The 12,139-nt window shown below is 38.3% G+C and carries 15 protein-coding genes; 6 read left to right on the top strand and 9 right to left on the bottom strand.

Features of this window, described 5'->3' with window-relative positions:
• Positions 1–41: 41 nt before the first annotated feature.
• Together V7137_RS17905 and V7137_RS17900 are read left to right on the top strand one after the other, a co-directional pair.
• Positions 42–227, top strand: coding sequence for a hypothetical protein (locus V7137_RS17905; RefSeq protein WP_098575418.1), 186 nt, complete (start codon positions 42–44; stop codon positions 225–227).
• 139 nt (positions 228–366) lie between these two features.
• Positions 367–522 (top strand): hypothetical protein, encoded by a 156-nt coding sequence (locus tag V7137_RS17900; protein WP_335699348.1) that lies wholly within the window; start codon positions 367–369, stop codon positions 520–522.
• A gap of 424 nt (positions 523–946) precedes the next feature.
• Here the strand turns inward: V7137_RS17900 and V7137_RS17895 are convergent, their stop codons facing one another.
• Complete coding sequence (locus tag V7137_RS17895) at positions 947–1,618, bottom strand: GGDEF domain-containing protein (protein ID WP_335699347.1); 672 nt, start codon at positions 1,616–1,618, stop codon at positions 947–949.
• 234 nt (positions 1,619–1,852) lie between these two features.
• On the bottom strand, positions 1,853–3,367 hold the full coding sequence (locus V7137_RS17890) for an amino acid permease (RefSeq protein ID WP_335699346.1): 1,515 nt from the start codon (positions 3,365–3,367) through the stop codon (positions 1,853–1,855).
• Between the two features lie 212 nt (positions 3,368–3,579).
• Here V7137_RS17890 and V7137_RS17885 point away from each other — a divergent pair, with 212 nt between their 5' ends.
• The 3 genes from V7137_RS17885 to V7137_RS17875 all read left to right on the top strand — a co-directional run bounded on the left by V7137_RS17885 (position 3,580) and on the right by V7137_RS17875 (position 6,529).
• Positions 3,580–4,488, top strand: coding sequence for a Gfo/Idh/MocA family protein (locus V7137_RS17885; RefSeq protein WP_335699345.1), 909 nt, complete (start codon positions 3,580–3,582; stop codon positions 4,486–4,488).
• A gap of 67 nt (positions 4,489–4,555) precedes the next feature.
• Entirely contained in the window at positions 4,556–5,467 is a 912-nt protein-coding gene (locus V7137_RS17880) for an MBL fold metallo-hydrolase (RefSeq protein ID WP_335699344.1), read from the top strand.
• Between the two features lie 369 nt (positions 5,468–5,836).
• A complete protein-coding gene (locus tag V7137_RS17875; protein WP_335699343.1) occupies positions 5,837–6,529 on the top strand; it encodes a YhcN/YlaJ family sporulation lipoprotein in 693 nt (230 codons plus the stop codon).
• Positions 6,530–6,572: 43 nt separating this feature from the next.
• Here V7137_RS17875 and V7137_RS17870 read toward each other — a convergent pair whose 3' ends face one another.
• Positions 6,573–6,968 carry a gamma-glutamylcyclotransferase family protein gene (locus V7137_RS17870; protein WP_335699342.1) on the bottom strand — a complete coding sequence of 132 codons (396 nt, stop codon included), beginning with the start codon at positions 6,966–6,968 and terminating at the stop codon, positions 6,573–6,575.
• A gap of 248 nt (positions 6,969–7,216) precedes the next feature.
• Positions 7,217–7,396: a hypothetical protein gene (locus V7137_RS17865; protein ID WP_335699341.1), complete on the bottom strand. Its 180-nt coding sequence runs from the start codon at positions 7,394–7,396 to the stop codon at positions 7,217–7,219.
• Between the two features lie 113 nt (positions 7,397–7,509).
• On the opposite strand from V7137_RS17865, the gene V7137_RS17860 reads away from it, so the two are divergent.
• The gene (locus V7137_RS17860) at positions 7,510–8,328 is read left to right on the top strand and encodes a GDSL-type esterase/lipase family protein (protein WP_335699340.1); all 819 of its coding nucleotides are present in this window, start codon (positions 7,510–7,512) and stop codon (positions 8,326–8,328) included.
• 224 nt (positions 8,329–8,552) lie between these two features.
• Here V7137_RS17860 and V7137_RS17855 read toward each other — a convergent pair whose 3' ends face one another.
• The 5 genes from V7137_RS17855 to V7137_RS17835 form a co-directional block, all read right to left on the bottom strand.
• Positions 8,553–9,479, bottom strand: a complete 927-nt coding sequence (locus tag V7137_RS17855; RefSeq protein WP_420490150.1) for a glycerophosphodiester phosphodiesterase family protein — start codon at positions 9,477–9,479, stop codon at positions 8,553–8,555.
• A 189-nt stretch (positions 9,480–9,668) separates the two neighbouring features.
• Positions 9,669–9,998, bottom strand: coding sequence for a hypothetical protein (locus V7137_RS17850; RefSeq protein WP_335699338.1), 330 nt, complete (start codon positions 9,996–9,998; stop codon positions 9,669–9,671).
• A gap of 156 nt (positions 9,999–10,154) precedes the next feature.
• Positions 10,155–10,334, bottom strand: a complete 180-nt coding sequence (locus tag V7137_RS17845; RefSeq protein WP_335699337.1) for a hypothetical protein — start codon at positions 10,332–10,334, stop codon at positions 10,155–10,157.
• 51 nt (positions 10,335–10,385) lie between these two features.
• A complete protein-coding gene (locus V7137_RS17840; protein WP_335699349.1) occupies positions 10,386–11,207 on the bottom strand; it encodes a histidinol-phosphatase in 822 nt (273 codons plus the stop codon).
• A gap of 126 nt (positions 11,208–11,333) precedes the next feature.
• Positions 11,334–11,897 (bottom strand): DUF2062 domain-containing protein, encoded by a 564-nt coding sequence (locus V7137_RS17835; RefSeq protein ID WP_335699336.1) that lies wholly within the window; start codon positions 11,895–11,897, stop codon positions 11,334–11,336.
• Positions 11,898–12,139 lie beyond the last annotated feature (242 nt).

The following is a 12,139-nucleotide window of genomic DNA, read 5'->3' as shown; positions in this document are numbered from 1 at the left end:
GACATATATTTTATCAATCACATAGGAAGGAGGGTGAACCAATGGATAATCGAATTTTATTATTTTTTGTCTCGATTTTATCTGGTTTTGCACTTATTAGAGTTCCTTTGGCTGATTCATTTCTTGAAAGCATTTCCCCAGTTACTGATATCATTGGCATACTAACTGTTCTTGTCTTCTCACTCGTCTTAATTTATAAAGGCGTAAAAGGATTGTTCAGTAAGTAGTTATATTAGGAAAGCACTCTATGGGTGCTTTTCTTTATTTATTAAACTTTGGACACCCTACTTATATAAATTTTGTTTTTTTGCAAACAATAACGTTGGGATTATTTCATTCAAAAACAATCGAAAGGAGCTATTCTACATGAAAAAAAATACATATTCAAAAGCTGAACCGACTATTGCGGAAGGTATGAATACAGAGGATGAATTAACTAGAGATGCCACTCAAGAAGAAATTGAAAATGGAGAATCAACAAGTGTGACTGTATTATCTTTGGATGAAAACGATCCTAGTTAAATGGAATTAGTATATGACTATGATCTTAAAAAGGCTGTGTTATATTTAGCCTAATAAAAAAGCTACCAATTGATGGTAGCTTTTTCCTCTATGCGTACTTAATCCCAGCAAGCCTAATATTGTTACTATCACCTGATCCACATGGTGTTACCGCATATGTCATTTCGCAATTTGGGCAATTTATAATCACTGTTTCTAATCTGAATGATTCCCCACACTCGCAGCTAATTTCGTGCGCAACTGAAGGTGAAAAATTTTCTTTCCCTTTACTTTTGACATGATCAACAATGTCTTTTCCATCTTTTAAATTTATTGTACAACCGCAGCTCATTAAAAGACCTCCATGGAATTCATATGTATCTTAAGAGTAGCATAGAAATAAACAAATCCATGTGTCAAAATATCAACATATTCCAGTTGACATTTAATTAGCTGTTTGTTTTTGTGGATAGACGTTTTGTTTTTTTAGAGATTTAATATGATACATTTGTTTATCTGCTATTTTTATTAATTCATCAAACGATTTTCCCTCACTTGGATAACAAGCAGTACCGATCGAAACACCTATTTCTAACTCATTAGGTGAGATACTTTTTAGATTTTTATGTATTTCTTCCAACATTTCAACCAGACTTTCATTCCGCTTTACACCTGGTGAAATGATCAAAAATTCGTCCCCACCCCATCTGGCCACGATATCCTTATCCCTTATACTTTTTTCCAATTGATGAGCTATATTCTTTATGTACTGATCGCCGACTTTGTGCCCAAATAAATCATTTATGACTTTAAAGTCATTGACATCAAGGAGAAGAAGAGTGAAATCTTGCTTTTTCTGTTTCGTTTTTGATTCCATTTTAGAAACAAATGCTTCAACACATCTTCTATTATATATGCCTGTGAGCGCATCTTTCTCTGAATAAAACTTTGCAATATCATATTGCTTCCCAAACCACCATGCAAGCGTTAACAGGATTGGTAAACCTAAATACTCAATCCAGCTAATGTAGCTATCTCTACTATAATAATAAAGCATATATAGTAAATTAATCATTAAAACAATGGAAAACGCACTCAGCCTACCCTTGATTTTCATAAAACTCATCATCCTTTTACTATTCAGTTTTAAAAAGATACTTGATGAACATAAACATCTTGATTCACCATTTTTCACTAAAACTTCACAACAATAAACTGATTTTATCAAATGAAAACGAATACAAAGAAATGATTTCGGTCAACAAATTCCGACAATAACTGAGCGTATAAGTGTTATTTTAAAAAAGTAAATGCGATGCTACTGAAGTAGAAGCATCGCATTTATCTATCGTCATCCATCATAGTGTTCTCGTTCTCTCTCTTCTTCCTCAAACATATCATAATTATCCTTTTTTAGCTGTGATTTGCGTGGATATTGTGTCGACTTCTCTTTCAGGTTCATTTCCTCCGAAAATTCTGTTAATAAATTGGGTTGTTTTGTCATAATTAGATTTCCTTTTCTTGGTGTATTTAATGCCTTGGAACGGGTGGATAGTCTCATAACATAATAAATGGAGGCATATAGCACAACCATTACGATTCCGGCTACCAAACCTACCCCCTGCCCAGGAATAAACGGCATACTTACAAGCACGATAATCATGCTAATTAATGCGATCCAAGACGTGTACGGGTAGCCGCGCATTTGGCATATACCTGCGGGAGGACATCCGTTACGTTTGCGAAAGCGGATATGACTAGCCATAATGACAGCGTAAGTAAAAATTAATGCGAAGCCACCGGTGGTAATCAGCACCAGGTACACTCGAGGAAACAAGAGGCCAAATCCGAGGCCAACAAGCATCGCAAATCCGGAAAATAAAATCCCGCGATTCGGTACATCGCTCTTATCCCTCAGCACATTTGGGGCATGGCCCTCGTCACAAAGAGATCTGATCATTCTCCCCAGACCGAAAATACAGGCCAACATAGCTGAAAGGATAGCAGAAATTAACACAATATTAATCGCTCTGCCTGCCCAGCCAATCCCCCATCTTTCTAGGGAAGCTACCATGGGACTAATGTTTTCATTCAGTGTGGCTGTCGGAATAAGTGGTAATAGTACTGCCGCATAAAGAATATACAAACCAACAAGAGAAAACACTGTATATCGAATCGCTTTAGGAATTGTATCACGTGGATTTTCCGCTTCAGTGGCCGCTAGCCCTATGATTTCAAAACCTGCATAGGCAAAAATCACCAGCAGCATACTACCCGCAATCCCCTTTATTCCACCCGGCATAATGGGCTCAGTCCTCAATTCCCCAACACCGATGGCCGAAATTCCTGGGAGGACACCTAGGATTAATACGATTGCAGTGATAATGAAAAAAATAATCGCGAATATTTTTATTCCTGAAAGACCACCTGCCAGTTTGCCAATCTTATCAGCGCCTAGTAGGTTAAGCAATGTTACACCTATGATTATTGAACTTCCCAGTAAACCAATTGATACATTTGGAAACCACTCACGGATTAAGATGGAAATAGCTGTTGCTTCACTGGACATCGATAGAACTGTCCCCGTCCAGTACAGCCAACCAACTACAAAGCCTGTCCCCTCACCAAGTTCTCGGGCTGCAAAAGTACTAAAAGACCCTGTCGTTGGATTTGCTACTGTCATTTCAGATAAGGCATAAAGAATTAGATAAACCAATCCCCCCGCTAAAATATAGGAAAGTAAAATGGACGGCCCTGCTGCATGAATGGCAACTGATGACCCTAGAAAAAAGGACCCTCCAATTACACTCCCTAAAGCCATCAATGTAAGCTGCCAAGCGGACAATCCTTTGCGCTTTTTCTCCATTGATTTAATACTCCTATACCATTTATTTTGAAACGTGCGATAAGGGTATTATTTACTCGGCTATATAAAATGATTCTGAATGAAAAAACGAAGTGCTCACCTATATTTAAAAAAACTGTTTGATTTAAAATTTTTTATAAATCCCATAAAGCATGATATTCTGTTCTTAACTATTCAGCAATTTAGACCTTAAATGGTAATGGAGGATTAATATGAAAATTGGTGTCATTGGATTGGGTGATATTGCTAAAAAAGCCTACTTACCCGTTCTTGCTGAAAAAGAGGATATTCAATTAGTGCTTTGTACAAGAAATGAGGAAACTCTTAACATCTTAGCAAAAAAGTATCGAATTGAAGAAAAGGCTCAAACGGTGGAGGCTTTAATCAGAAAAGAGATTGATGCAGCAATAGTAAGTACGGCTACAGAAGCTCATTTTGAAATAGCAGAAAAGTTACTTAAAAATGGGATCAACGTTTATATAGACAAGCCCATTTCCATGAACTTTCATGAAACCGAACGAATTGTGAATCTCGCCAAAGAAAGCGGCAAGATTGCGATGGTTGGTTTTAATAGACGATTTATCCCCAAAGTAAAAGAACTTAAGGATCACGGGAAAGCAAGCTTGATAATTATGCAAAAGAATCGCTTTGCAGCCCCGGATTTTATTAGAAGATTTGTGGTCGAGGATTTTATCCATGTGGTCGATACGCTTAGATTTTTGATGGATACCAAGGTATTAGATATTAGGGTTGAATACCTAAGAAATGGGAAAATGCTGGACCATTTGGTCATCCAGTTGATTGGCGAAGGATGTACTGCAATCGGGGTCATGAACAGAAATGGCGGAGTAACAGAGGAAATCATTGAATATATGACCGGTCACCATAAATATGTCGTTAACAGCCTGGTTGAAACCACTCACTTTCATAATAAAGAAATACGTATTTCTAAATTTGGGGATTGGGAGCCAACCCTTTATAAAAGGGGCTTTTATCAACTTATAGATCATTTCATTAACTGTATTCAAACGAATACGATTCCAAATCCTTCAATTGATGATTCCTTGATTACTCACGAAATTTGCGAAAAAATTGTAAAATACATTGATTCCGATTGTTAAATTACATACGTTACTTGCAGTTAAGTGGTTTTATTAAAAAGTTCATTGAAAATTAGGGTGAGTAAAAATGAAAATATATACTAATTTAGATAATGTGACCAGCTACAAATCCTTTAAAGACTTACGGAAATGGCAGAAAGAACGAAAAAAGAAAGTGAAAGATTTATCAGTTAACATTGAACAATTTCCTTCTAAGAAAGTAAGAGAATTACTGGAAAACAAAAGCCTGACGTCCTATACATGGGTTGGTCATTCCACCTTTTTGATCCAACTGAATGGAATGAATATACTTACAGACCCAGTTTGGGCTAGGCGGATGGGGCTGGAAAAAAGATTAACCGAACCAGGCATCTCATTAGCAGAGCTGCCAGAGATTGATGTGGTCGTTATATCCCATGGTCATTACGACCATTTGGACTTCCCTACTTTGAAAAAATTAAAAGGAAACCCGAAATACTTTGTCCCTGCTGGTTTGAAGTCTATTTTTAACCGAAAGGGCTATCAGAAGGTAAGTGAATTAAATTGGTGGGAAAGTGTTGAACATGAAGGAATTACGATTCATTTTGTTCCTGCACAACATTGGACCAGAAGATCACTGACTGATATGAACACGTCCCATTGGGGTGGGTGGATCTTTAGTACGCCCCAAGAAACACTATACTTTGTCGGCGATACCGGATATTTTAGTGGTTTTAAACAAATAGCTGAGTGTTTTGAGACTATTGATACGGTGTTTATGCCCATTGGCGCCTTTGAACCGGAATGGTTCATGGCCCCTGCTCATATCTCACCAGAAGACAGTGTGAAAGCGTTCATCGAATTAAAAGCAAAAAACTTCGTCCCCATGCATTATGGCACCTATCGGCTAGCCGATGACACCGGACCGGAAGCATTAGATCGACTACTCCGAGAATGGGAAAAGCAGCAACTGCCTAAGGAACAATTGAAAGTGCTGCTCATTGGGGAAACGGTATTTTAAGTATATTTGACCATCTTGATGAATCAACTGATATAACTTAAGATTAGCGCCTTTTATCTTACCGTAAGTTCGTGATGAAAGACCTCTTGATAACATAACGACCTTTTATGTTACCGTAAGCTCTGGATGACAGACCTCTCGGTAACATAACGACCTTTTATGTTAACGTAAGCCCTGGATGACAGACCTCTCGGTAACAAAGCCCATTTTATCTTACTGTAATATCTAACCCCAGCTATCCCAGTAAATTAAACACATTCAGCTACAATACTAAATCCCGTTCAAAATTTACCTGTACTTCCCCTCGAATACATTCACTTAAACAGGTCACGATAAGTATGTAAGACTTTTTTAAGGGAGTGATGATTTGTGGTGAGAAAAAGCTGGGTGGCGTTTGTTTTAGCAACTTCATTATTTGGATTAACTGGCTGTGCAAACAACAATAAAAATGCAGTCAATGATAATACAAACGATTTGGGTGTCAACAATGTAAGAAACAATACCATTAATGGTGTGAATGTAAGGAATGTTTCTAATCAAAATTTACGGGTTTCTGCCCGTGCGATTAGGAATGTGGAAAGTTTAAATGAAGTAGATCAAGCAAATGTCATCATTCGTGGTAATGATGCATATGTAGCCGTACGATTAGAAGGTACTCAAAATGGGACTCGGGCCCGAGGCGCTTCAACGGGAACGGGCCCAAATATGAATGCCACTTATGGAAATGGTTATAATTCTGGCACGACTGGTACCAATGGCGATACCAATTTGAATGCAAATACTGGTAATCGTACAAACGCTACCATTACTGGAACGACAGGAACAAGAACGAATGCTCGTATTAATCGTGCCAATGATCTTAATGCACGTGGGACCCATTCACTGGATCAGAAAATCATAAATCAAGTTCGTGCAGCTGATCGCAGTATTGACAATGTCTATATTTCTTACGATACCAATACTTTCGGTCAAATGACCAACTATTCCAATGATATTCGGACTGGAACAAGAGTTGACCTATGGGACGACTTTACCAATTCCGTTAACAGGATGTTTAGATAATTGAATAAAGCTGCCGAGGATGTCTCCGGCAGCTCTTTTTCCATTAGCATTGGCCTCGAAAGATACACCAGTCTCCGCTCTCAATTCGCTTCATGTTTTCTGGTTGTTTTCCACTTGGAAGTACATAGACCAAAGCGCGAAAACTTCCTAAATCTGTTTTAACAAGCTTCTCAATTCGGTCATAGTAGTTCGTTTCCGCTGAGCCCGTATATCCTTCAAGATGGTCTAGTGCCTCGAGTTGGATATCGTCAACCTGGTAAAGTTCACCGGACACTCTCCCGCTTAAAGCTGTGACAAAAAAGGGATAACCTAGGTTTGAATCATATAGCTCCCCCACGGTCCAACACTCCCTTGCTATACAAGGAGCATTCCTTAACAAGTGATGATTTCTTTCGTACTTTCTTAATGTTCCATAGACAAAAACTAGCTGTTTATTCACCTAACCTCACTCCTAGCACTTTCTAAAATACTAATTTGCTGCAAAGTCCTTTGTAAATTTCTAGTCTCATTAAACACCTTATTGAGTAAGGAAACGGTGTTATAACATGCTTCAACATCAAGTGTTTCTAATGAAGTATGTTCATTCATGTAACCAGCTGAGAGATTAACACTTTGAATGCCATATTCAGCCCAGATTCTCGTGTCACTGCTGCCGCCTATTGTGGCTTTCCAGCCCTGTAATCCGACCTATTCAGCTGCTTCTTCAAAAAAGCTTCCGTAATTCTCATGACAAAAACGTTGGTATCCGCCGCATGATGTGACAATGTCACCCGTTCCACGCCGTTCTACGACGGTAGACGCATCTACAACCCACAAGATGGTTTCATCGATATTCCTTGCACCAATTAATCCGCTTTCTTCTTCCACTTTTCAACAGAATTCAAAATAAACCTCCCTCCTTTCTCTAGTAAACTGGAAATCACCTCCTACTAATATTCCCTTGTTTTCTTGTTATAATAGAATATTCAAGGAGTGATGGTATGAAAATAGTAAAATATCTATGTGTTTTTGTATTGCTCATTGGCCTTGGTATTTCGGCGTGGATTTATTATCCTCAGTACCAAATACACCAAATGAAAAAACACACGGTTGCGGTGAGCAAGAGAGCTGATCAAACCACTTATCTCAATTATTATCGAAATGCCAAAACGTCTCAACTTCACCATTTGGCGATTGGGGATTCTATCATTCACGGAGTAGGTGCAGGAAAGAATGAGAATTTTGTCAGTCTATTTTCTAGTAAATTGGCAGAACAGACTTCCAAACAAATTGTATCTCAAAACGAAGGAATCAACGGGATTACTAGTAATGAGTTAAACGATTTGGTTCAGGAAGGCCGCTTCGATGAAGCGATCAAGAAATCCGACATTATCACGATAAATGTAGGCGGCAATGATATTCTTCGAATCGCAAACGGCCAAGATATTCGAACGGTCCTGCAAAGCTATGACCAAATCCAAACTTCCTTTTCTAAAAATTTGTCGGACATTTCGGCGAAAATAACCCATCTAAATCCCAAAGCCACGATTGTATTTTTAGAATTGTACAATCCATTATCGCCTGATAACCAGATGTATGGAGTAGCGGATAAAATGCTGCCAAAATGGAATCTTCATATATATGAAGTTGCGAATAAATTCCCGGGGTCGATTGTCATTGAAACCACGAAAGTCATTAACGGGGATCATCTGCAAAACCTTTCACCGGATGGGGTCCATCCAAATTTTGCTGGTTATACTGCAATTTCAGAGCAAATGATGTATCAATTTAAACATCAATCGAAGAAAAGCCCGGTTTAAAACCGAAAGAAGATTCATTCTTTCGGTTTTTTCATCCTACTTTTCTACTAATCTTTTTTATTTAAATGTAATACTCCTATAACACTATTGATAGAATGTTTCGTTACAATTTTTATACATTAAATAGTGCGAAGGGTTACCCAAGCCATTCAAGCAAATAATCAAGATTGATTCATAAGGAGTTCATGCCAAAAATCGGCCGTATGAACCCCTCATGATAGAAATTATTCTCGCCCAGCTCCCTTAACTAGCGGGGCAATTCGATCAATCCGATTGGTCCAAATGCCGCCAGTAAAGTTAGCAGGAAGTCGTTTTAGGTCATTAGCAGAATCAAAGCCTTCAGACCAATCTCCATCACCTGCGACCACAATGACTCTCGTGTTTACATGATCCATCCGATATAAGAATTTGTTCGGCCAGCCCCACAGCAAAGAGGCATATTTTTCAGGAATGTGTAATTGGCTGTTTTTACATGCAGATGGCATATAGCCTGTCCACCCTACACCCAAATAAGGAAGCAAGCAGCTTTTTAGTGTTGCCATCGACATTACGCGCATCTCTGGAAGTTGTTCCTTTAAAGCTTCGATCGGTTGATCATCTCCATAAACGGTAAGCTGATCCAGTCGTTTTTCCGGCAGTTTTGATAAAAATTGAGCAAGCGTCGTGCCCTCTCTAGGTTCAGCGTTTTTAATGTGAATTAAAAAGGGTTTATTTGCGAAATGCTTCATCACTTCATCTAAAGAAGGCATTAATCCCACCCCTTTTCCTCGGAAAGGGAAAGTCTTACCGTTATCTGCCGTATAGCCGTACCCAATATCAACCTTTTTCAATTCTGCCATCGTATATTCTTTGGTCTCCCCTTTCACATTTGTCCGGCAGTCAAGCGTCCCATCATGGAATACAGCAAATTGACCATCTTTTGTTGGTTTAATATCTAATTCGACCAAATCAGCCCCCGCTGTAAAGGCAGCTGCCATAGAGGCCAGCGTGTTTTCTAAATAGGGATGTTCGGGTTTATAAATTCGTTCAGCTGTACAAGTATCCCACTTGATTCCTTTCATTGGAAAAGTTTGGCCAAGGCCGCGGTGTGCCAGCAAGAATGGCTCGCCCTTACGTTCCTTTGTTAATAGAGAACTATTATTAAAGAACATAAAAACAATCAGGAAAAGCAGGAAAAGTCCGAGTCTTTTTAATCCTTTTTTAAATTTCACTTTTTTTCCTCCGGTGGATGTTTAAGGTTTCCATCTCAATAATAAGGGAAATATGAATACCGGACAATATTCATTCCAACAGCAATGCAACTATCGAGGCACCAAACTATGATGCCTCTGCATAAAACTTCATACCCACCTGATATGTGAGGCTAACACCTCTCCACCTTCATCTGGATCATATACTTCAAATAGTTTAAAAGTTGGCGGCTCTTTAGTTAGATCATGGAGCTTTCCCACTAATTTTGGAAACAAAACTTGATTGGCCCGCTCGGCATCTTCTTTGGTGTCCCAATAGTTTAATGCTCTATATTCTGAAACTGCGTCATCATAAAAGTAAACATTGCCCCTAAAACCGGCTAAGGTTCTGCTGATTTTGTCTAATTCATTGGTTATTCGTTCAGCCGTCGCTCTTTGTCCTTCTCCTAATTTAAAATGGACCAACCGTGCATAAAACATCTTATCCCACTCCTCACATTCGTGTAATTACGTGCCTATATATATTTATGAAAATAACTTAAGAATGTTAAAAAAGGCTCCTGGATTGGACAAAACACAAAAACACCCTATCCCATTCATTTACTTCTAAATAAATGGGATAAGGTGTTATTTATACTAGAGCAGCGGTCTGCCCGCATCTGGTGAAAGATTGGGATCGCCGCCGCCAACAATCATCGCGCTCTCCGTCTGAATATCATTATCCTCTAAATTAGCTGAAACCTTAGCTTTACTGTTTTTATGGTCATTTACATTATTTTGAAATTCCTGTGGTACATTCTTTTTTTCTTTATCCATGGTTACACCGCCTTTTTACTGGTAGTGTTTGTATAACCAATAGTAATTATGCTAAATCCTTACAGTCACTCTCTCCTTGTTCTTAAAATATACCCATTCGTTAAATCCAATTTCCTTAAGATGCTGCTGAACCAGATCAAATTCGTCCCCTACTCGATGCGTATCATGGGCATCCGATCCAAACGTTACCTTTACACCATAGTGCTGGGCCATTTCTAACATATCATCGGACGGATACCAGCCGCCAACGTCTTTTGTTTTACCAGATGTGTTGATTTCAATCGCGATATCATGTTCTCCTATTATCTTAATGGTATTTTCAACTGCAGCGGTTTGAATGGATGAAAAAGCTGGATAAAACCCTTTCATGGCATCAATATGGCCCAAGATTTGAAACATACCACTTCGCGCTGATTGCTCAATGAGCGAATAATATGTTTCTTTTGTTCTGATTTTTTCTTGTTCCGTTAACCCGTTCCAGCGCTTTTTATTGAAAATACTTACTCCATCCACGTTATGAACAGAACCAATGATGTAATCAAAAGGATACGGCTCAAAACAGGAGCGGTAAATCTCGACGGATTCCGGGAAGAAATCAGACTCTACCCCGAGAAGGACGTCAATTTTATCGCTATAGGTTTGTTTCAGCTCGAGTACCTCCTTAACGTATTCTGGAAACATGCTTTTTGCCATGGCAATTTTGGGATGGAGCTGGTCCACCTCACTGCTAAAGTACGGGGAATGATCGGCAATACCAATAACATGTAATCCTCTTTCAATCGCCGCTTCAATATAATCACGAATTTTCCCACGCGCATGGCCGCAGCGATCGTGATGCGTATGTAAATCAAATTTTTGGTTCGAATTTAACATCTCCACATATTTCACCTCTATTATTAATATGTTCATTTAACGAAAAACATTTTATTAGAGTAAAAAAAAAAGAAAACTCCTTCTATAGTCACGCGAACTATGAAGACGTTTTCTTGTCTGGACTATTTATATATAAGTTTGGTTGATTGAATTGAGAGGAACCTCACGCTTATTCCGTCTTCTTTTTAACCTTTTTGCTCTTTCTTTTTCATAAAAATGATACACAATGAAATATGAACAAACACCGAGGATTAACCCAAAAATAGACATTCCTATTAACGTATGGATTCCTCCATGAAGGATACTCACGAGTGTATGAAAATCACCATGAATTAACTTTTGAAAAGAAAAAGACGAATGGTGTCCGTAATGGACCTTCATCGGAAAGAGAAATTTCCCGAGATTCTTTGCAAAAGGTAACAGAATAACCGGCAGCAGCGTTAATTTTCCAATCACATTTCCAATAATAGATGCAGGTAAGGATCCCTTCGCTAAACGGACAATCGGGACAAAAAATATATAAATAAGTGATCCTGTTGACAGAACCAACATTTCCAAGCCTAGGCCAATTGCGAATCCTAATGATACTTTCTTAGCTCCACCAGGAGACCGGAGTAGTTTAGTGATATTTAACTTAAAAGCACGTCCAAATCGTTGAAAAAAATTATACTTTGTTGGTTTAATGCTCATATAGGTATCTCCTTACTAAGATAGATAAGTTTATTATACTCTATATAAGCCATAACTACTATTCTAACAAATTAACAAATTAAACAAATTTAGAGCAGTTTCCCGGTAGAAACCACTCTTCATCAAAATAGGACAGGATTCGTTTATGCTTTTACTTGTTTATTTATATAAACCCATTCCTTCGACAATATTTCTTTGACAGGATCTCTTCTCGTATTTATTGCAGAATAATATGCATGTTC

This window comes from Neobacillus drentensis (assembly GCF_036962765.1).
GTDB lineage: Bacteria > Bacillota > Bacilli > Bacillales > Cytobacillaceae > Neobacillus > Neobacillus drentensis_C.
This window is presented reverse-complemented; position numbering and strand designations above follow the sequence as displayed.

Excerpts from the sequence above, each read along its gene's own strand:
- V7137_RS17905 (WP_098575418.1), top strand. The coding sequence starts at position 42 with ATGGATAATCGAATTTTATTATTTTTTGTCTCGATTTTATCTGGTTTT.
- V7137_RS17900 (WP_335699348.1), top strand. The coding sequence starts at position 367 with ATGAAAAAAAATACATATTCAAAAGCTGAACCGACTATTGCGGAAGGT.
- V7137_RS17895 (WP_335699347.1), bottom strand. The coding sequence starts at position 1,618 with ATGAAAATCAAGGGTAGGCTGAGTGCGTTTTCCATTGTTTTAATGATT.
- V7137_RS17890 (WP_335699346.1), bottom strand. The coding sequence starts at position 3,367 with ATGGAGAAAAAGCGCAAAGGATTGTCCGCTTGGCAGCTTACATTGATG.
- V7137_RS17885 (WP_335699345.1), top strand. The coding sequence starts at position 3,580 with ATGAAAATTGGTGTCATTGGATTGGGTGATATTGCTAAAAAAGCCTAC.
- V7137_RS17880 (WP_335699344.1), top strand. The coding sequence starts at position 4,556 with ATGAAAATATATACTAATTTAGATAATGTGACCAGCTACAAATCCTTT.
- V7137_RS17860 (WP_335699340.1), top strand. The coding sequence starts at position 7,510 with ATGAAAATAGTAAAATATCTATGTGTTTTTGTATTGCTCATTGGCCTT.
- V7137_RS17855 (WP_420490150.1), bottom strand. The coding sequence starts at position 9,479 with ATGTTCTTTAATAATAGTTCTCTATTAACAAAGGAACGTAAGGGCGAG.
- V7137_RS17850 (WP_335699338.1), bottom strand. The coding sequence starts at position 9,998 with ATGTTTTATGCACGGTTGGTCCATTTTAAATTAGGAGAAGGACAAAGA.
- V7137_RS17845 (WP_335699337.1), bottom strand. The coding sequence starts at position 10,334 with ATGGATAAAGAAAAAAAGAATGTACCACAGGAATTTCAAAATAATGTA.
- V7137_RS17840 (WP_335699349.1), bottom strand. The coding sequence starts at position 11,207 with ATGTTAAATTCGAACCAAAAATTTGATTTACATACGCATCACGATCGC.
- V7137_RS17835 (WP_335699336.1), bottom strand. The coding sequence starts at position 11,897 with ATGAGCATTAAACCAACAAAGTATAATTTTTTTCAACGATTTGGACGT.